The sequence below is a fragment of the Erythrobacter sp. F6033 genome (assembly GCF_023016005.1).
Lineage (GTDB): Bacteria > Pseudomonadota > Alphaproteobacteria > Sphingomonadales > Sphingomonadaceae > Erythrobacter.
The window spans coordinates 90,313-111,213 of the sequence record NZ_JALKAZ010000001.1; the positions used below are offsets into that span (position 1 = coordinate 90,313).

14 protein-coding genes are annotated in these 20,901 nt (G+C 55.4%); 3 read left to right on the top strand and 11 right to left on the bottom strand.

Translation table 11 applies throughout. From position 1 onward, the window contains the following. Positions 1–9: 9 nt before the first annotated feature. The 3 genes from MWU39_RS00475 to MWU39_RS00485 are packed head-to-tail and all read right to left on the bottom strand — an operon-like array spanning position 10 to position 2,353. Positions 10–675, bottom strand: coding sequence for a CoA transferase subunit B (locus MWU39_RS00475; protein ID WP_247158018.1), 666 nt, complete (start codon positions 673–675; stop codon positions 10–12). After that, positions 675–1,595, bottom strand: coding sequence for a hypothetical protein (locus MWU39_RS00480; protein ID WP_247158019.1), 921 nt, complete (start codon positions 1,593–1,595; stop codon positions 675–677). Before MWU39_RS00480 ends, MWU39_RS00475 begins: the two co-directional genes overlap by 1 nt. A gap of 35 nt (positions 1,596–1,630) precedes the next feature. Beyond that, positions 1,631–2,353, bottom strand: coding sequence for a CoA transferase subunit A (locus tag MWU39_RS00485; RefSeq protein ID WP_247158020.1), 723 nt, complete (start codon positions 2,351–2,353; stop codon positions 1,631–1,633). A gap of 546 nt (positions 2,354–2,899) precedes the next feature. On the opposite strand from MWU39_RS00485, the gene MWU39_RS00490 reads away from it, so the two are divergent. Beyond that, complete coding sequence (locus MWU39_RS00490; protein WP_247158021.1) at positions 2,900–5,206, top strand: CDC48 family AAA ATPase; 2,307 nt, start codon at positions 2,900–2,902, stop codon at positions 5,204–5,206. A gap of 6 nt (positions 5,207–5,212) precedes the next feature. Here MWU39_RS00490 and MWU39_RS00495 read toward each other — a convergent pair whose 3' ends face one another. Next, entirely contained in the window at positions 5,213–6,313 is a 1,101-nt protein-coding gene (locus MWU39_RS00495; protein ID WP_247158022.1) for a mechanosensitive ion channel domain-containing protein, read from the bottom strand. A gap of 68 nt (positions 6,314–6,381) precedes the next feature. Beyond that, positions 6,382–9,213, bottom strand: a complete 2,832-nt coding sequence (polA, locus tag MWU39_RS00500) for a DNA polymerase I (protein WP_247158023.1) — start codon at positions 9,211–9,213, stop codon at positions 6,382–6,384. 245 nt (positions 9,214–9,458) lie between these two features. Here polA and MWU39_RS00505 point away from each other — a divergent pair, with 245 nt between their 5' ends. Beyond that, positions 9,459–9,749 carry a hypothetical protein gene (locus tag MWU39_RS00505; protein ID WP_247158024.1) on the top strand — a complete coding sequence of 97 codons (291 nt, stop codon included), beginning with the start codon at positions 9,459–9,461 and terminating at the stop codon, positions 9,747–9,749. Between the two features lie 105 nt (positions 9,750–9,854). Here the strand turns inward: MWU39_RS00505 and MWU39_RS00510 are convergent, their stop codons facing one another. Continuing rightward, positions 9,855–10,934 carry a serine hydrolase gene (locus tag MWU39_RS00510; RefSeq protein ID WP_247158025.1) on the bottom strand — a complete coding sequence of 360 codons (1,080 nt, stop codon included), beginning with the start codon at positions 10,932–10,934 and terminating at the stop codon, positions 9,855–9,857. A gap of 273 nt (positions 10,935–11,207) precedes the next feature. Here MWU39_RS00510 and MWU39_RS00515 point away from each other — a divergent pair, with 273 nt between their 5' ends. Further along, positions 11,208–13,478 carry a DUF305 domain-containing protein gene (locus MWU39_RS00515; protein ID WP_247158026.1) on the top strand — a complete coding sequence of 757 codons (2,271 nt, stop codon included), beginning with the start codon at positions 11,208–11,210 and terminating at the stop codon, positions 13,476–13,478. 81 nt (positions 13,479–13,559) lie between these two features. On the opposite strand, the gene MWU39_RS00520 is transcribed toward MWU39_RS00515, so the two are convergent. From MWU39_RS00520 to MWU39_RS00540, 5 genes are all read right to left on the bottom strand, one after another. Next, positions 13,560–15,401, bottom strand: a complete 1,842-nt coding sequence (locus MWU39_RS00520) for a DUF885 domain-containing protein (protein ID WP_247158027.1) — start codon at positions 15,399–15,401, stop codon at positions 13,560–13,562. Between the two features lie 120 nt (positions 15,402–15,521). Then, positions 15,522–16,985 (bottom strand): FAD-binding protein, encoded by a 1,464-nt coding sequence (locus tag MWU39_RS00525; RefSeq protein WP_247158028.1) that lies wholly within the window; start codon positions 16,983–16,985, stop codon positions 15,522–15,524. A 220-nt stretch (positions 16,986–17,205) separates the two neighbouring features. Continuing rightward, on the bottom strand, positions 17,206–18,861 hold the full coding sequence (gene groL / locus MWU39_RS00530) for a chaperonin GroEL (RefSeq protein ID WP_247158029.1): 1,656 nt from the start codon (positions 18,859–18,861) through the stop codon (positions 17,206–17,208). 51 nt (positions 18,862–18,912) lie between these two features. Then, positions 18,913–19,200 carry a co-chaperone GroES gene (gene groES, locus MWU39_RS00535; RefSeq protein ID WP_247158030.1) on the bottom strand — a complete coding sequence of 96 codons (288 nt, stop codon included), beginning with the start codon at positions 19,198–19,200 and terminating at the stop codon, positions 18,913–18,915. Positions 19,201–19,336: 136 nt separating this feature from the next. Continuing rightward, positions 19,337–20,728, bottom strand: coding sequence for an MATE family efflux transporter (locus MWU39_RS00540; RefSeq protein ID WP_247158031.1), 1,392 nt, complete (start codon positions 20,726–20,728; stop codon positions 19,337–19,339). Positions 20,729–20,901 lie beyond the last annotated feature (173 nt).

Sequence of the window (20,901 nt, forward strand, 5' to 3'; positions counted from 1 at the left end):
CCGGCCAGGCTAGGCCGTTTCCAAAGCCACTTCGTATTTGGCCGTAGTTTTTGCAGCGACTTCGTCAGCTGTAACGCCCGGGGCCAATTGAATGAGGCGGAAATCTGCATCTTTCGATGGTCGGTGAAACACACCCAGATTCGTGATGATCATATCGACCACACCTGCACCTGTGAGAGGCAGAGTGCATTCAGGAATAAACTTAGCGCTGCCATTTTTGGCATTGTGATCCATCACCACGATTATCTTCTTCACGCCAGCGACCAGATCCATCGCCCCGCCCATTCCTTTGATCATCTTGCCGGGGATCATCCAGTTGGCGATGTCACCATTCTCTGCGACCTCCATTGCGCCCAGAACAGTCAGGTCGATATGGCCACCGCGGATCATCGAAAAGCTCGTTGCGCTATCGAAATAGGCGCTGTGCGGCAGTTCGCTTATGGTCTGTTTGCCGGCATTGATTAGGTCAGGGTCCACTTCGTCATCGTAAGGGAACGGGCCAATGCCAAGCATCCCGTTCTCGCTCTGAAGCGTCACCAGCATGCCTTCGGGAATGTGGTTCGCGACAAGTGTTGGAATGCCTATGCCGAGATTGACGTAATAGCCATCTTGCAGCTCTTGCGCCGCGCGTGCCGCCATCTGATCGCGGGTCCAACCGATTGCATCTTGGGTCATTAATCTTGCTTTCCGTCTGGATCTGGCAGGGAAGGTGTTTCTGTTTGTGTTGCGTCTACCGGAGTATCGATTTCAGTTTGAGCTATCGGGTCATCCGCGTCTCTTGAGGACGCTCCGGCAGGAGTATCGGGGCCGATCAGGAACCAGCCATTGTTGATCAGTTTTTCAAGCCTGAATGCTGTATCGCGATTGTTGAGATAGTTATACAATTCATCAAAGTCGCGGCGATTATCGCCGGCGATGGCAATCAGACAATTCTCGCTGGCAAATTCTTTGCGGCGGGTTTGTTTGCGATCACCGGGGTACCGCATCAAAAGCAAGGTGTCTTCAGCGTTGGGGTCAAGGCCCGAGGATGTCAGCGCATCGCGGACAATGTCTGCCTCTGCGGCTGAGTTTCCGGAAATCCACGCAATTGTTACGCCTTCGCTTCTTAGCACCTTCAAACTGAGCGCGATGGAGGTTGAAGTTGGCAGGGGCGAAGCGCTGGAGAAATTATTCTCTCCCGGGTCTAGATCGATCAGGACCGCTGGATCGAGTTCATCGTCCGGTTCGCATTCGATCCGATCAGCCTTAAGCGAAGCGGGATTGCGCAGAACCGCAGAGGCGAGTGGCTCTTCAACTTCAGAAAATCTGAAAGCTTGCTGTGTCGAGTAACGGATAAATTCGGCAAGACGCGGCGACTGGATCGAGCGGTCCGCTGCCGGCGTTGGCTGTTGTTCGGCCAAAGTATTAGTGGCAAGATCAGTGCTGCTGACCGAGGATGCATCAGGTGCCATTGCATCGGACTCTGGTGTCAGTTCTTTAGCTGCCTCACGTGGCTCACTGTTCACCCCACCGTTCTTCTCGGATTGCGCGATCGCTCCGCTTGCGACGAGCGGAATGACTGCTGCGACGCAGCCTGAAAGGCACAGGCTTGCCAAGCCCAAAACAAAAAAGGTTGGGGCGGTTGGACGAATTACGCTGTCTCCCGCTCCCGCGTGGTGCGGAATTCGATTTGTTTGTCATATGGCGCGCCGACGATCATGCGGTTCACAAACACCCCAGGAAGGTGGATCTCATCGGGATTGAGCGCCCCAGCCGGGACGACTTCTTCAACTTCTACAATACAGACCTTGCCGCAGGTTGCTGCGGGCTGGTTGAAATTGCGCGCGGTTTTGCGGAAAATCAGATTACCGGTTTCATCCGCTTTCCAAGCTTTCACGATCGCAAGGTCAGCGAAGATTCCATGTTCCATTATGTATGTTGATTTGACACCGTCGGCATCGACGAACTCTTTATGCTCTTTCCCTTCGGCGACCTGAGTGCCGACACCCGTCTTTGTGTAGAAGCCAGGAATTCCCGCGCCGCCAGCGCGCATGCGCTCTGCAAGTGTTCCCTGCGGGCAAAACTCCACTTCCAATTCGCCGGCCAGGAATTGTCTTTCGAATTCTTTGTTTTCGCCGACATAAGAGGAGATCATTTTTTTGACTTGTCGCGTGCGAAGCAGCTTGCCGATGCCTTCATTGTCGATACCGGCATTGTTGCTCGCAAATGTCAGCCCTGTCGCCCCGTTGTCGCGGATGGCGTCGAGCAGACGTTCTGGAATGCCGCAAAGTCCGAAGCCCCCAGCAGCAATCAAAATGTCATTCTGCAAGACGCCTTTGAGCGCGCTTTTTGCATCGGGGAAAAGTTTGCTCATAATGGCACTCGCTTCTTTGCTTAAAAAGGTCTGGGTTTCAGGAGCCCAATCAAAGAATGGAATAATCGGTCAAGCGCGCCGTGTCACGCTTTGCAAACCCGGTAATTCTTGAGTGACTTATGCTGCGCCGCACAATTTCTGTGATCAAAATTTGCACTAGATATGCGCCAATGCTCAAATTTCAGGCAGAAAATTTGCACAGTTTTGTATAAATTGCCTCAAATTCCCTAATGTGTTGCGCAAATCGCAATAAAGAATGCGGCTTTCGCACTTGCGAAGGAAGTGGTTCGGCGCCATATCTCTCTTCGCCTTTTAGGCATCCTCTCCCAAACTTTTCCAGCCCGGCCTTTGTGCCGGGCTTTTTTTGTCCAAGTACGCATCATGGCGGCTTCGCGCCTCCTACTCGGTTGTGCTGTGACAACTTGCCTGGTCGATTGCCCGCAGCTCGTTCAGCAAATTGGCCCGGCGGGCTTTTTCCCAGAGCATGGATGTTGCTACGGGTGGCGAAGACAAAAACGAATCAATGTGTTCGAGAGGAAGTAATTGATGGCAGACGCCGAAACCGCCACTCCCAGCCGCACTGCGCGACTTCAGGTCGCTCCCGCTCGGCAGGAAGAATCGGGACAGGGCATCGCCCGAATGCCGCGATCTGCCTTTCAGACGCTGGGGATCACAGAAGGCGATGTGATCGAGATTAAAGGCAAACGCACCACGGCTGCAATTGCGATGGCAGCCTATCCAGAAGACGACGCTCTTGAAGTTGTGCGTTTGGATGGCTTGCAGCGCGGCAATGCCGAGGCAGCTTCAGGTGAGCATGTCGAAGTTTCGGTCGCCGAATCGCGCCCTGCGACGCGCGTTGTGTTTGCACCGGCGCAGCGAGAAATGCGTCTGCAGGGGCCAACACAGGCGCTAAAGCGCAACTTCTTCCGCAAGCCGCTCCTCGCCGGTGATCTGGTGGCGACGACAGGTCAGCAGCCCGTTCAGAACATGCCGCCTGATGTCCGCCAACTGCTGCGCGCGCCTGCCTACGCGCTGACACAAATCCGGCTTTCCGTCGCATCGACCAGCCCCAAAGGGATTGTCCATATTGACGAGAACACCGAAGTCGAACTTCGCGCCGATTTCGAAGAACCGCGTGATGCTCGTGGCGCGGTCAATTACGACGATGTCGGCGGTATGGGAGAAACTATTCAGGCGTTGCGTGAAATGGTTGAACTGCCACTGCGCTATCCAGAATTGTTCACGCGCCTCGGTGTCGATCCTCCCAAAGGTGTCCTGCTCCATGGGCCGCCGGGCACTGGCAAGACTCGCCTCGCGCAGGCGGTCGCGAACGAAAGCGACGCGGAATTTTTCACCATCAACGGCCCTGAAATTATGGGATCGGGTTATGGCGAGAGCGAAAAGAAATTGCGGGAAGTCTTTGAAGAGGCAACCCGCGTCGCACCAGCTATCGTATTCATCGATGAGATTGATTCTATAGCTCCAAAGCGGACGCAGGTGCCGGGCGAGGCCGAAAAGCGTCTTGTCGCACAATTGCTGACTCTGATGGACGGGCTGGAAGCTCGCGCCAATCTCGTAGTCATCGCTGCCACAAACAGACCGGACGCCATTGATGAGGCCCTACGTCGGCCAGGCCGTTTTGACCGCGAAATAGTGATTGGTGTGCCCGATCAGGGTGGCCGCCGGGAAATTTTGGCGATCCACACCCGCGGGATGCCGCTCGAAGAAGCCGTGAATCTTGATGAACTCGCCCGCGTCACGCATGGTTTTGTCGGGGCTGACATTGCTGCGCTTGCGCGTGAAGCTGCAATCGATGCGGTTCGCCGGATTATGCCGCGCCTTGATCTGGATGAACGGACAATCCCTCAGGATGTACTCGAGGATCTGTGCGTCACTCGTGAAGACTTCCTTTCGGCTCTTAAGCGGGTCCAACCGTCGGCGATGCGCGAAGTTATGGTCCAAATGCCCGATGTGGGGTGGGACGATATAGGCGGTGTCGGCGATGCTATCGACAAACTGAAAGAGGGCATCGAACTTCCGCTTAAAAACCCGGATGCATTCCGCCGACTGGGCATTCGCCCGGCAAAAGGCTTCTTGCTCTATGGCCCGCCAGGAACTGGCAAAACCCTCTTGGCGAAAGCCACCGCTAAGGAAGCTGACGCCAACTTCATTTCTATGAAAAGCTCCGATCTGCTTTCCAAATGGTACGGTGAAAGCGAGCAGCAGATTGCCCGGTTATTTGCCCGCGCCCGCGCTGTGGCGCCATGCGTCCTATTTATCGATGAGATCGACAGCCTCGTGCCTGCGCGAGGAAGCGGTCAAGGTGAGCCGCAGGTTACTGGCCGGGTGGTCAACACGATCCTCGCGGAAATGGATGGCCTCGAAGAATTGCAGTCTGTTATCGTTATTGGCGCGACGAACCGTCCGACCCTGGTTGATCCGGCTCTCCTGCGTCCGGGCCGGTTTGATGAATTGGTCTATGTTGGCACGCCGGATCCAGAGGGCCGTGAACACATCCTCAAAATCCATACGTCAGAAATGCCGCTGGCTGATGACGTTGATCTGAAGTCCATCGCAGTGCGTGCAGAGCGGTTCACTGGCGCGGACCTTGAAGATATCGTTCGGCGCGCCGGTCTTGGCGCTCTTCGGCGAGTTGGCGGCGAAGTGACGACGGTTGCGATGGAAGACTTCGAGGATGCTCTCAAAGATTCTCGTGCGACGGTCACGTCCCGCATGGAAGCCGAGTACCGGAAAATGCGCGGCGAATTGAAGAAGAGAGCGGCTGAGGTCAATCCGATCGGTTTCTTCTCGCCAGACACGCTTGAGCCCACCAATGCGAAGAAGCATAGTTGATCAGAGTTAAGGCGCGGCGGCTTCACCTGCTTTCGGGTGGCCGCCGGGGACTTCAAGACGGTGCCGAATGAGTGCGTCAGGTGCGTGTTCGCGCATCCAATCCAGCATATGCTCGCGCGTGTCGCAGCGTAGCTGCCACAATTCGCCAATTGTCTTAGCGCTCATCGATAGCCGCATTTCGATGCTTTCGGGGTAGGATTCGGTCATCAGCATTCCGAGGTTACGCCCGTCAAAGAGGCTATGCGCTTTGACATAGCGCTCAAATTCCTCACGGATTGGTGCAACAGATGTCGCCGGATCGAGATGCAGGAAGACAGGCCCCGTGAGCTCTTCATTGCTGCGGGACCAGTTTTCAAAACTCTCGTCCAGAAAGCGGCTGGTGGGAACGATTAGAACGCGTTCGTCCCAAGTGCGCACTGTGACGAACGACATTTTCATCTGCTCGACACGGCCAACTTCTCCATCAACCTTCACCAGATCACCGATCCGCATCGGTTCGGTAAGTGCGATTTGCAGCCCTGAAATGAGCGATTTGAGCGCTGGTTGTGCAGCTGCACCAATTGCCAACGCTGCCAGACCAGCTGATGCCAGCATTGTTGTCCCGATCGACCGGACAGACGGGATCGCGAACAGCATCAAGCCAACAGTGATCACGATGATTGCAAAGGTGGCGACGCGCGACAGCACTGCAATCCGGGTTTTGCGGCTTCGCATCGCAACCGGGTCTTCATGAACCTCCATTTTTGCTTCGAGTCCGGCGGTGAACGCACGCACGATATTGAAGGCAATCCACCCTAGCAGTGCAGGTCGAAGGAATTGGGCTAACGGTTCCCAAAGCAAACCCAGCGTTTGATCCACTTGGGCCGCAATGGTCACTCCGATCGCGATGAATGACCACTTGATTGGGGAGCGTACCCGGTCGATGAGGAGGTCATCAACATGGTTGTCAGACATACGCGTGAGTCGATTCACCAGCGCAAACACAACCCGGTACGCGAAGTAGGACAGAATGACTGCGACAACTAAGACGATTGTTGAAAGGGCAAGGTCATAGGCGACAATGCTCCAGTCGACGTCCCAATTCGATGGGTTGAGATCGTTAAACATACAGGTTTGGATGGCCCCTTTGATGTGAATTCTGCTGCGGAATCTGCCGCCAACAGGCATTTAAGCAATCAATGCGCGGCATCCCAAGAAGTGCCCGTTCCGATATCGATTGCTAATGGCACATCAAGTTTTACCGCAGGCAATGCGGCGTCTGCCATAACTCTCTCGATCACCGCTGATGCTCTGGATACTTCACTTTCAGGGAGTTCAAATACGAGCTCATCGTGTACCTGAAGCAGCATCCGCACATCGCTCAATCCTGCGCCGCGCAGAGCAGGAAGCATGCGGACCATAGCCCGCTTGATTATGTCTGCGCTCGTCCCCTGAATAGGCGCGTTGATCGCCGCGCGCTCGCTGCCTTGCCGTTCAGCTTGGTTCTTCGACTTGATCCGAGGGAACCACGTCTTGCGGCCGAACAGAGTTTCTGAATACCCACGCTCACCGACGGTTTCGAGGGTCTCGGCGATGTAGCGTTGAATGCCGGGGAAGCGTTTGAAGTAGGTGTCGATCATATCCTGTGCTTCATCGGGCTCGACTTCGAGACGGCCCGCAAGGCCCCAGCGAGATATCCCGTAAAGTATCGCAAAGTTGATAGTTTTGGCGCGTGCACGGGTGTCCCGTGTCACTTCACCGAACATCTCGGCTGCAGTCCGTGAGTGAATATCCTCGCCCTTGGCAAAGGCATCCTTCAACGTGTCGACATCGGCCATATGTGCGGCCAACCGAAGCTCAATCTGCGAATAATCGGCGGCGAGCAATACATTGCCCGGCTCTGGCACGAATGCTTCGCGAATTTGTCGACCTAACGCTGTCCGAATTGGGATATTCTGCAAGTTCGGGTCGGTTGAGGATAGCCGACCGGTTTGCGCTCCGGTTAGGCTGTAGCTTGTATGTACCCTCTGAGTTTTGGGGTTGATGGCCTCTTGCAGGGCATCGGTATAGGTGGATTTCAGTTTCGAGAGTTGGCGCCACTCCAGCACTTTGTTGGCAATCGGGGCATCATCCCCAGCAAGTCTTTCAAGCACGCTTTGATCGGTCGAATATTGCCCGCTCTTTCCTTTCTTGCCGCCTTTATAGCCAAGTTTATCGAACAAGATTTCGCCAAGCTGTTTCGGGCTGCCAACGGTAAATGCCTGTCCCGCCAGCTCATGGATTTCACCTTCAAGCCGGCCGATTTCCTTTGCAAATTCTTCAGAGAGTTTCGCAAGGCGTGCGCGATCAACTTTTACACCTTCCCGCTCCATTTGGGCGACGACCGGGATAAGAGGGCGATCGACGCGCTCATAAACCGTGCTGCCGCCCTCGATCGCAAGGCGTGGCTTTAGGTGCTGATAAAGCCGCCACGTAACGTCGGCATCTTCCGCCGCATATTCGGTTGCGCGGTCCAGCGGAACCTCACCAAACGAAATTTGCTTCTTCCCTGTGCCGCACACGTCTTTGAAGGAAAGCGGCGCATGGTCGAGATGGCGCTGAGACAACTCATCCATCCCGTGTCCGCCGCCCATACCTTCGCCGCGTCCTGCATCCAGATCAAAGCTTATGATCATTGTGTCTTCGATCGGCGAAACCGAGATGTCGTATCGCGCCAAGACGTTGAGATCGTATTTTCCGTTCTGAAAAATCTTGGTGACGCTCGGGTCAGAAAGCACTGGTTTCAAGATGTCCAAAGCGGCATTCAGTTCGATCTGCTCCGGCTTTTCTGACAGCAAATCAATGCCGCCATGGGCGAGTGGAATGTAGCACGCATCGTTGGCACCGAGCGCGAGACTGATCCCGACGAGATCGGCCTGCATGGCATTCAGCGAAGATGTTTCGGTATCGACTGCTACCACCCGTGCCGCGGTCGCGCGCTGAGCCCAGACCTTTAATCGCTCAACCGTCTGAACAGTCTCATAGGCTCCGCGATCGACAGCGGGCATCTCTGGTAGCGGCTGACGATTGCCGTCAGCCTGACCTGCATCGCCATCTTTCTCAGACGCTGCCGGATGAAGGTTGTTTGACCGTTCCGGGCTGCCATTTCCTGAGCCCAATCTCCGCAATAGGGAGGTGAAACCATGGGTTTCCAGAAACGCTGAAAGCGGTCCTTCGGGAATTTTTTCAATCCGCATCTCTTCGATTGGTTGCGGAATGTCACAGTCTTCTTTGAGGGTAACGAGGACGCGGCTCATCTCGGCATCGGCGCGCCCTTCAAGAAGGCGCTCTTTGAGCTTCGACTTCTTCATCTCCGGCGCGTAGTCGAGCGCCGCAGTCAATGATCCGTGCTCTGCGATCAGTTTACTGGCGGTCTTCGGTCCGACACCATAGATGCCGGGAATGTTGTCGACACTGTCTCCCATCAAAGCGAGAACATCGCCGACAAGCTCGGGCCTAACACCGAACTTTTCTTCGACCTCTGGAATGTAGATGCGCGCGCTCTTCATTGTGTCGAGCATATCGATCCGCGCGCCATTCTCCTCACCGATCAGCTGCATCAGATCTTTGTCTGATGAAACGATGGTGACATTCCAGCCCTGCCGCTGCGCTTCGCGGGCATAGGTGGCTATTAAATCGTCTGCCTCCAACCCTTCCTCCTCGATGCAAGGAAGGCTGAACGCGCGGGTCGCATCGCGGATCAGCGGGAATTGCGGGCGCAAATCCTCAGGTGGCTCGGGGCGGTTGGCCTTGTATTCTGGGTAGATGTCGTTGCGAAACGAATGGGAGCTTTTGTCCAGTATGACCGCGAGATGCGTCGGACCATCGGCCGCATCGAGATCATCGGCTAGTTTCCACAGCATCGTCGTATAGCCATACACTGCGCCAACCGGAGTGCCCTCTGGATTGGTGAGTGGGGGGAGGCGATGATATGCCCTAAAAATGTAAGACGAACCATCGACGAGATAGAGGTGCTGTTGTTCGGACATGGAGGAGCACTAGCATCCACCTTGGCCTCGCGTAAGCCAGTTTGACGCCCATCTCGGTTTACGCACAGCCCGGCTCGATTGTGTCTGAATTAAGGCTAAAATATGGCGATTTTGCCTCATTTTACTTGCATTGCCACAATACGGCCATTATTTGGATAGGCAGAGTCGGGGGTCAGAATCCGGCTTTGATGCGGGAGGGATAAATCACCTGCATCCAATTCACTCGCTGAATAAGGATTATTATTATGCGTAAGATCGTTCTTGCTGCCGCTGTTGCTACTTCGGCTCTTGGCCTTGCTGCTTGCGGCGAAACCGCTGAAAAAGCTGGCGAAATGGGCGACGCAATGGCTGCTGACGCTCAATCAGTTGCTGACGACGCGACTGCCGCTGCTGGCGACGCTGCTGATGCAACCACTGAAGCCGCTGGCGACGCTGCAGACGCGACCGCTGAAGCTGCTGACGACGCTGCAGACGCAGTTGCTGGCGCGGCTGAAGATGCTGCCACCGCTGCTGAAGAAGCAGTGACCGCTGAGTAATTTACTCTCGGTTTGATCGCTCCATTGATTGGAGCGACAGACAAAAGAAGAGGGCGGTGCCGCGAGGCGCCGCCTTTTTCTTTGATGCGCATTATTCCATTCGGTTTAGCCGCCAGAGCGCGGCGCACTGGTCCAATTTGGTTGCTGTTCCTGCCGGGCACTGGCCGCAAACCCATTATAAAGGGCCCGGGTAATCTCGGCGATGCGTGCATCGCGCATTTTTCGTGCGGTCCGCTTGTTACGCGCTTCGTCAATCAGATTTGCGCTCTGCCCAGTAACATAGATCGCGGCGGCCACTGCGCGTCCATCAGGCAAGCGGAAGATGCCGATATCGCTCGCTGTCCGGCTCAAAGTTCCGGTTTTATGCGCCAATTGCGCACTGTCCGGCAAAACGGCGTTCATACGGTTGCGGCCTGTTGTAGTCTCTTCGAGGGCGGCCATGAGCAACCCGCGACTTTGCGGACTGAGCCAGCGCCCTTGGTAAATGCCGGCGAGCAAAAGCCCCATCGTTCGCGGAGATGCGGAATCGCGCGGGTCAATCCATTCGACCGGATCGTATTCACCGTCGTCGCGCACCAAAGTTGCGATGTCACGGGATAGCTGAAAATCCGCAAAACCTGCATCGCTCATCCAGTCATTCACGGCACCTGGTCCGCCCACAACGCGCAGCAAGGCATCGGTGCAGCTGTTGCAGCTCTTGCTAATCATCAGGCTGATGAGCTCCCAAGCGGGAACATAGTTTCCCGTCCGGACTGGAGCGCGAGTGCTCGAAAATTTCTTTGATTTGACCGGGATCATCAATGGAAACTCGTCGGAGAGTTTCCATTTGCCCTTATCTACGCCGTCAAGGAACGCGACCGCGACAGCAACCTTGCTGGTTGAAGCCATTGGAAACCGTTGATCGCCCAGAACCGAGATCTCTTTGCCAGTGCCCAAGTCGATTGCGTAAACACCAATCCGTCCGCGATCTCCGTCCGCAAGCTCGACGATCCTACGCTCAAAACCCTCCGTGTAGACTGCCTCAAAAGACTGGGGCTCGCGCATGTCGGTGCCGAATGCGCTGTCAAAACTTGCGTTGAGTTCGTTTGCTTGTCCGTCTTCAGCCTGCGCGGTCGCTGGCAAAGCGGTTAGCGATAGCGCGGCTGCGAAAATTGCGGCGAAAGGTAAGCGAGGCTTTGTGTTCATCTACTCAAGGTATCCGAAATATGGTTGCCAGTAACTTAATGTCCGATTCTTGATCGTCCCGATTCGTCGCGGCAAGCGTTCGTTTCATCGATTGCGATGAATAGTGCGCAGGAAGCGACCGACCCCTAAACGACCGCCCAATTCAACTCCGCAGGAACTATGAAGCAAACCATCGGTTCCAAAATGGAGTTCGTCGAACCTGCTCTTGTAAGGCTTGACTGTCTCACTCGGCACAGCCGATGATGCTCGCACAAGACTAAATACGGGGCTTTCATGACTACAGATAATTCCACGATTCGCACATCTCGTGCGCTCTTGACCGCAATGCTGCTGGGCAGTTCTAGCCTTGCGTTTGCACAGAGCGCTCCGATCGTTCAGCCGGGCGCGCCCGGTCAGGCCAGCAAGACGCTCAGCGTTGATGAAGCGACCAAGCTTGCATCTTCCAAATACACTGACGCTGATGTGGCATTCATGCAGGGTATGATCGTGCACCACGAACAAGCGGTGACGATGTCCGAATTGGTCAATGACCGCACCAACAACGAAGACGTAGTAACAATTGCTGGCCGGATACTTTCCAGTCAGGCGGACGAAATCGAGTTCATGAAAGAGTGGCTTGGTGATCGCGGTGAACCCGCTGCTATGCCTGGAATGGCAGGACACGCAGAGCACATGCACCACATGATGGCTGGCATGGCATCGCCAGATCAGATGGCGGCGCTGGCGGCAGCAGAGGGAACCGAGTTTGATCGCCAGTTTCTGACATTAATGATCGCGCATCATGAAGGCGCGATTGATATGGTCGACGAATTGCTGCGTCAGCCGGGTAGTGCCTCTGACCCAATCCTGTTCCGCTTCGTCGGCGATATCGACAATGACCAAACCAGTGAAATCGAGCGGATGGACGGCATGCTGGCCAATCTCTCTGCCGATCCGCGTGCTTCGCTGGCATCCGGTTTTGACAATGCTGAAGAAGCGATCATGAACCTGCGTAAGGTCTCCAGTTTGAGGAAGCCAGCCGGCTTCTTCGATCCTGAGAACCCTTCCGATCTGCGCGCAGTTGTTCCGCCTCGTGACGAGCAAGCGACTGAAGGTGAAGAGACGGAAGAAGCTGCCGATGCAGAAGCCGCTTCTGACGAAGCAGCACCAGAGCGCGAAGAAGAAGAGAGTTTAACTCAATTCGCAGAGCGTTCCCCATTGCTGGACTTTGCAAACACCGACATGGCGTTCTTCAACGACATCATGGTGGCGGGCAATTACCACGGCTTCAACATTTACCGCCTTGGCGATGACGGCGTACCGAACCTCTTGAGCTCTGTGGTGTGTCCAGGCGGGCAGGGCGATGTCTCTGTCGTCGGCGATCTCTTGGTCATGAGCGTTGAGCAAACGCGCGGGCGTGTTGATTGCGGTCTCCAAGGTGTCGAAGGCGAGGTTAGCGAAGAACGTTTCCGCGGCCTGCGCATCTTTGATATCTCCGATTTGGCCCGCCCACGCCAAGTTGGCGGCGTGCAAACTTGCCGCGGCAGCCACACACATTCGATCGTGAGTGCCGACGACGAAAAGATCATCGTCTACAATTCCGGCACTTCGCGTGTTCGCGAGCAGGAAGAGCTGTCACGCTGCATTGATAACCCGTCTGACAGCAGGACCGCTCTGTTCAGCATCGACGTAATCGAAATCCCTGTCGCAAACCCAGCTGCCGCACGGATTATCAGCAGCCCACGCGTTTTTGCAGATCAGGAAACTGGCGAAATCGCAGGTCTTTGGCTTGGCGGTGATAGCGGCGAAGGCACGCAGCGCACGTCACAGACAAACCAGTGTCATGACATCACAGTCTTCCCGAGCCTGAACCTCGCGGCTGGCGCGTGCTCGGGTAACGGCATTCTTATGGACATTTCTGATCCGATGAACCCGGTTCGGATCGATGCTGTCTTCGATAAAGGCTTTGCCTATTGGCACTCTGCTACGTTCAACAATGACGGCACCAAAGTCATCTTCACTGATGAGTGGGGCGGCGGCGGTCGCCCTCGCTGTAAAGCGTCTGACCCGATGACCTGGGGCGCGAATGCGGTTTACGATATCAAGGATGGCAAGCTGGAATTCCGCAGCCACTACAAGATGCCCGGACCGCAAGGGGACACCGAAAACTGCGTCGCCCATAATGGTTCGATCATTCCCGTTCCTGGCCGCGATTTGTTTGTTCAGTCTTGGTATCAGGGCGGGATCAGTGTGATGGACTTCACGGACAGCTCGAACCCGACCGAGATTGCCTATTTCGATCGCGGTGCGATCAGTGATGAGCAGCTTGTGGTTGGCGGATACTGGTCTTCCTATTGGTACAATGGCCGTATCTACGGAACCGAGATCACTCGAGGCATTGATGTCTTCGCACTAGAGCCAAGCGAGTATCTCAGCGCTGAAGAGATCGCGGCGGCAGAGGCGGCGTCTTACGCTAATACGCGCTTCAACCCGCAAACTCAGACCCAAGTAACTTGGGATGCAGACGTGATCGAAGCTGCAGCAGCGAGCCGCAAGGGCGGCTAAGCGTTAACGCTACTCAAGACGTAAAAAAGGGCGGGATGGCGTTGGTCCATCCCGCCCTTTTCTTTGTCCGGATTGCGCCGACTAGGCTGCTTTGACGCTTTCAATCCATTGGTCGACCCGCTTTTCGAGGATCGATAGCGGTAGTGCGCCCGCGCCAAGAACGGTGTCATGGAACCCGCGAATGTCGAAGTCCTCGCCGAGCTCTTTTTCCGCTTTGCCGCGGAGTTCCTGAATACGGATCATACCGATTTTGTATGAGGTGGCCTGACCCGGAAGCACGAAATAGCGTTGTACTTCGGACCGGGCGACAGTCTCTGGATTGGGGGAGTTTTCAAGGCAGTATGCAACCGCCTGATCCTCGGTCCACCCCTTGGCATGAATGCCCGTGTCGACGACTAGACGGATCGCGCGCCACATTTCGCTCTGCAAGCGACCAAATTCGGAATACGGATCTTTGTATCCGCCCATCTCTTTGGCCAGAGCTTCGGAATAAAGCGCCCAGCCTTCGCCATAAGCGGAGATAAAGCCGCCCTGCGAACGGAATTTGGGAATCCCTTCCAGCTCTTGCGCAATTGATACCTGCATGTGGTGGCCAGGGTTGCCCTCGTGATAGGCGATCGCTTCCAGCGGCGGGATTGGCATCGCTTTCATATCCGACAGGTGAGCGTAGTAGATGCCGGGCCGCGAGCCATCGGGCGTGCCAGCGCGATAATGCTGCGCTGCGCCGTCTTGTTCGCGGAACGGTTCCACCCGGCGGACTTCAAGCGGAGCCTTGGGCAAAGTGCCAAAGAACTCCGGCAAGCGCGCCGTCAATTCATCGATATGCATGGTCGCGCGGTCAATATAGGCCTGCGCACCCGCTTCATCATCGGAAAAGAAGAACTCATCATCCTCACGGGTGAAGACAAAGAACTCCTGAAGCGAACCTTCGAATCCGACCTGATCTTTGACAGCTTCCATTTCGGCCCGAATGCGCGCGACTTCGTTAAGGCCGATGTCGTGAATTTCGTCCGCAGTTAGCTTTGTCGTGGTCATCATCCCAAGGCTGTGATTGTAGAAATCGCTACCCTTGGCGAGCTGATTGACGCCCTGAGCTTCCTCGGATGTGTTCACGCGGTCTTCGGTGAACCAATTGATGACCCGTGTGTAAGCAGGAGCAAATGTTCCGGTCAGTGCAGTGCGCGCCTCTTCGCGCAATTCGTCCGCACGCTCTTCGGTGATAGTGCCAGCCTCGACGAGATCTGCGAGGTGCTTTTCGCTGCCTTCCCACAGAGCCGAGTCTTCACCGCTTTCATCGAATGGCACACCGCTGATCAGCTTTTGAGATTCCGCGATCACGGCATCATAGGCGAAACGCGGCGGGCGTGTGCCTGCTTCGGCATTGTTTTGTGCGCGTTCGAGCAATTGATCCATCGCAGTCCCAATTCCGCCAATTCGCGCGATGAAGGCGACCATATCGCTATCGCTTTCGACAGTATGCTGGCTCAGCAAGAAGCTCGGCAGCGCCGCGTGCGTGCCGCCCATCTGGGTCAGGATGTAATCGTGATCTGCGAATTCGAGGGCGCTTTCGGCGCGTTCGGTTCGAAACTGCCACATATCCCAAGACAATTTGGCTTCATCCGATAGTTCATCGTAGTCAAAATTGGCTTCCATCTCGGCTGTTGCTGCTTGCCACCAGCGGAGTTGTTCGCGCTGAGCCTCGAGGCTAAAATCATCGATCTTGTCGTAGTCCGTTTTCATACCAAGCGAGGTTTGACGAAGCGGGCTGAACGCCAATTCCTCTTGGAATTTTTCATCGAACCATGCGTTCAGACACTCGGTCTGCGTCGTCGCGCATTCGAGGGTTTCAACTGTCGGGTTCATCATGTCGCATCCGGTCACAGCGACCGATGCCATTAAGAGTGCTGCGAGTTTCGTCTTCATAATACGGGAGTTCCCCAGATTGTTTTGTTTCTTGCCGCGGATAGTGGGGCAAGCAGGTCAAAATGAAAAGCGTCGTTCGTCGAGACATATTGACAAGCTGCCGTCATGCCGTTCGCTGACTTAATCCTGTCTGACCATCTCGATTGATGCCGACGCCATTGGTTTGCCGAGGTCGAACAGTTTCCGAACCCGTTCGTTTGGCTTCAAATTGCCCTCTGGGAAGTGTTTTTTGTGGAGGTCATGAAGACGAGTCATGTGCTCGTCCCCCAAGCTGGCGGCGAACTCGGGTACGATGGCGCTCTTACCCCAATGCGGTCGCACATCGTCAAAATAGCTAAGCACTTCCCTTTGCAGCCGCTCAAGCCATGCATAGTCACGGACATCTGCGAACAAATCGATGGCGGCTGTCGGACCTTTGTAATTACCAGCAAAAGGCAATGGAGACGTGTCGCTCAGCTCCCGAACCCCGATCAGGCTTTTCATATAGAACCGAAGAGACTGCCACTTCTCGATTTCAATCATGATGAATTTTACGATCTCTTCCGCGCGTTCCAATGGCACATGGAACGCCAGATTATAGGCTGTGTGTGTGGTCGAGAACAATCCCGTCAGAATGTCTGGGGAGCGCTGACTCTTGAGCAAAGGTTCGGGATCGTAAAGGTAGTCGAGGTCACGTTCATCTGTAATGGTGCGGCGGTGGCTGCGAATATCTATCCGATCCGCCAGTCTTTGCAGCGGGCGACGCAAACGCGGAAAAGTTCGGTCAATCGCCCAATATCTCTCGATAACAAACATCGCCAACCGTGCCCAAGAGAATAGCTTTGGCTTGGTCTTCTGCGCTTTCTTGCCCACACTTGCGGGCCGTAAGCTATGGAGCATGATCAACGGGTCTTTAGGGTTACTGTACGGGACCACAGCCCACGATGTGGCTACAGAACCTTTCTTCAGCTTTTCCTTCTTCGACAGCCGGGTGATCCATGCGTCCGATTGATAGCTGACCAATCCGGTTGCCTCCAATGTCACGCTTACGATCGGTCCGATCGTTCCGAACGAAATTGCGGCATAAGGAAAGTCGGGATCTCCGCGTTTGAGCGTAACCGGCAATCCCCGCCCATTAAGAAATGTCAGCTCAGTTACGCTATCGGCCATGGTCGCTTTCTCACCATAGCCATGGGTGCCAGTAACAAGCGCACCGATAACGGTCTGCGCCATGAAGTTTCCGCTGTTGAACATCTTCAAATCGCGTCCGAGCAGGGTGCGTTTCAGTTCTTCGATCGTAGTCGAAGGTCCGCATGTCACAGTGCCTGACGAAAAGTCACAGTCGCAATCATCAAGGGTCGATTTGCCCATGAGTACGGCGTTCATGCCCGGGACAACCTGAACTCCGTTGTAGCTGTGCGATTGCCCAACGCAGGAATATTCGTTCTCGCGAATGAAATCAGCCAGCTTGTCATCTGATGTGAAGCGATGCGGGTAAACATCGCCAAAGAATACCTTCATCCAAGAATGGACTCGCTTGGTCGCCTTTTCGGACAAAATGTCTTTCTTGGAACGACCGGGCAGAACTTTATCGAGTAATCCCATCACAATCCCCCAATTGCATAGATCGCAATATTCTCCCGGTTGGCAAATAAGGCAATCAATATCTGATTGTTATGGTGTAGATTCTTCATCTTATGACCAATGCCATGCCTCGATCGAAGGCTGGGTCGGACAGGTTTTACGGTCATTTGGCAGCAAAGAAAAACCCCGCCGAACCTTGGTTCGACGGGGTTTTCTGTAAGCGTAGAAGCTAGCGGTTGGCTTAGAAGCCCATGCCGCCGCCCATACCGCCCATGCCGCCCATATCAGGCATTGCAGGGGCGCCAGCGCCTTCTTTTTCCGGAGCGTCGGTGATCGCCGCTTCAGTGGTGATGAGCAGGCCAGCAACCGAAGCTGCGTCCTGAAGCGCGGTGCGAACAACCTTGGTAGGGTCGATCACGCCGGCTTCCACCAAGTTTTCGTAGGTGTCGGTCGCAGCGTTGAAGCCTTGGGTTTCGTCACCTTCGCGAAGGAGGTTGCCCGAAACTACGGCGCCATCATGGCCAGCGTTTGCAGCGATCTGACGGACCGGGGCGAGGATCGCACGGCGAACGATGTCGATGCCGCGGGTCTGGTCATCATTGTCGCCTTTGAGGCCTTCGAGAACTTTCGAGGCGTACAGAAGCGCGGTACCACCGCCAGGGACGATGCCTTCTTCAACAGCAGCGCGTGTTGCGTGGAGCGCGTCATCAACGCGGTCTTTGCGTTCCTTCACTTCGACTTCCGAAGCACCGCCAACTTTGATCACGGCAACGCCGCCAGCCAATTTCGCGAGACGCTCTTGCAGCTTCTCACGGTCATAGTCGCTAGTGGTTGCTTCCATCTGGGCTTTGATTTCGCCGACGCGTGCTTTGATATCGTCCTGCGAACCGGCACCGTCCACGATAGTGGTGTTGTCTTTGTCGATGGTGACGCGCTTAGCTTCGCCGAGCATGCCGAGGGTGACATTCTCAAGCTTGATGCCGAGGTCTTCGCTGACCATTTCGCCCTTGGTAAGGATCGAAATGTCCTGCAGCATGGCTTTGCGGCGATCGCCGAAGCCTGGAGCTTTAACCGCAGCAACTTTAAGGCCGCCGCGCAGCTTGTTCACGACCAGTGTCGCCAGCGCTTCGCCTTCGATGTCTTCAGCAATGATCAGAAGCGGACGGCCGCTCTGCATAGCTGCTTCGAGAACCGGCAGCATCGCCTGCAGGCTGGAAAGCTTGCCTTCGTTAATGAGGATGTATGGATTTTCCAGTTCCACCGTCATCTTGTCAGGGTTGGTGATGAAGTATGGTGAGAGGTAACCACGGTCGAACTGCATGCCTTCAACAACGTCGAGCTCAAATTCGAGGCCTTTGGCTTCTTCGACGGTGATCACGCCTTCTTTGCCGACCTTTTCCATGGCTTCAGCAATTTTCTCGCCGACTTCTTTGTCACCATTGGCCGAGATTACGCCAACCTGAGCAACCTCAGCCGAACCGGCGACTTCTTTCGAACGGCCAACGAGATCAGCGGTCACTTTGGTAACAGCCGCGTCAATGCCGCGCTTGAGATCCATCGGGTTCATGCCAGCTGCAACAGCCGTCATGCCTTCGCGAATGATCGCTTGGCCCAGAACGGTTGCAGTGGTGGTGCCGTCACCGGCGAGGTCGTTGGTCTTCGACGCAACTTCCTTGAGCATCTGCGCGCCCATGTTTTCGAACTTGTCTTGCAGTTCGATTTCCTTGGCGACGGTAACGCCGTCTTTGGTGATGCGCGGTGCGCCAAAGCTTTTGTCGATGACAACGTTGCGACCTTTCGGGCCGAGTGTCACTTTTACAGCGTTTGCGAGCGTGTCTACGCCTTTGAGGATGCCTTCGCGGGCATCACGGCCGAACTTTACGTCCTTAGCAGCCATTGGTGTTTCTCCTGAAAAATTGGGGTAGTTGGAAAAGCGTCAGCGTTCGGCTCAGCCGATCACGCCCATGATGTCGCTTTCCTTCATGATCAGCAGGTCTTCACCGTCGATCTTGACTTCGGTGCCGGACCATTTGCCGAACAGGACGCGGTCGCCAGCGTTCACGTCGAGAGCGATGCGGTTGCCGCTATCGTCACGGGCGCCTTCACCAACGGAGACGATTTCGCCTTCGCTTGGCTTCTCTTGGGCTGAATCAGGAATGATGATGCCGCCAGCGGTTTTCTGGTCGGCTTCGATGCGGCGGACCACTACGCGGTCGTGCAACGGACGAAATGCCATGATTGATGACCTTTCACTTGAGTTGATGAGTCGATTGGCACTCTCCTCTTAAGAGTGCCAGCGAGGCGCATGTGGTTGTGCGCCGTGCTCGAGTCAACACTCGGCCGATTAAATTTTTTCAGAAAATTCGATCTGATCAGATGGGGTGGCGGGTTAAGCCCAGCTTCTCTCTTAACATCCAGCGCCACGTAAGTAGAACGGCCGCTGAGGCTAAGCCAACAGCGAGACCGATCCAGACCCCAACACCCTGGAGCGGGGTGAAGAAACCGAGCCAGATGGAAAGCCCGATGCCGGGCACCCAATAGCTGAAAATTGCAATCCACATCGGCACGCGGGTGTCTTGCAATCCGCGTAGCGCACCCGCAGCAACTGCTTGAACACCGTCTACAACTTGGAATGCGGCGGCAAGAACAAGGTATTGCAAGGCAAACCCCACCAGCGCCGCGTTCTTGGCGGCGTAGGGATCCACATAGATGGAAAGCAACGTGTAGGGCGCGAGCACCATCGCGCTGGCTGTGATCGCCATAAATCCTGTACCGATCACCATCGCGACCCAACCTGCGCGCTGCGCACCCACTGGATCGCGGGCACCGTAAAAGTAACCCACGCGAATTGTTGCGGCCTGACCGACACCAAATGGTATCTGAAATGCGAGCGCGGCAAGCTGCAATGCGACGGTATGCCCCGCTAGCTCAGCAGCGCCAAAACGGCCCATCAAGAACGCTGCGGCTCCGAAGATACCTGCTTCTGCCGTAACCGTGAGAGCGATGGGAGCGCCGACCCGGATGATCTGCCAGAACCTTTGCCAGTCGGGCCTCCAAAAGCGATAGAAGATGCGAAATTTGGCAAGTGCTGGATCGCCGAGGATGACAATCACATACACGGCGAGCGTGAAAATCGATGTGATTATCGTTGCCACAGCAGCGCCCGTCAGTCCCAATTCCGGTGCACCGAAGTTGCCGAAGATAAATGCGTAATTGGCACCCGCGTTCACAAAAATGCCTAGGCCTGTAATCGCCGTTGCAAAGATCGGGCGGCCCAATGCCGAGACATAATAACGCAGTACGGCTGCGAGCAGCATCGGCACCATCGAATAGATAATGACAAGGTTATACTCGCGCGCCATTACAATGATGGCAGGCTGCTGTCCCGTCTCAATCATCAACGGTTCGAGCAGCAAGCAAATGCCCATGCCAATGACGCCCGCTATGACAGCCAGCCATAGTGCCATTCGTGTGGAGCGTCGCACTGGCCTGAATGATGGCGCGGATGATCCGAGCGCCTCGGCGATGAGCGGAGCGACAGCCCCGATCAAAGATGTCATCGCCCAAAGCACTAGGCCGAATAGGGAAATTGCCAAAGCCGATGCGGCGAGCTGTTCGTCGCCCAACCGCGCGATGAAGATTACGTCGACGGCGTAGGTGAGCATTTGGAGAAGGTTGGCGAGCGCAAGCGGCGTCGCGAGCATCAACGTTGCCCGCAATTCCTGGCCCCAACTGGGCGTTTCAAGACGCTCTGTTTCATTCATAAAGCCGCTCCGGATAGGCTCTACGGATCAATCGTCAAAGCCCGAAGCGGCGCGTGCCGCGCGTTCGGCTATTGGTGCGGCTCCCCAGCCACATAAGAGATCTCGGAGTTTCCCGAATGCAGCAGAGCCGAAATTGGCCGTGCGGATACGAAAAAGGGCGGCACCTTGCGGTA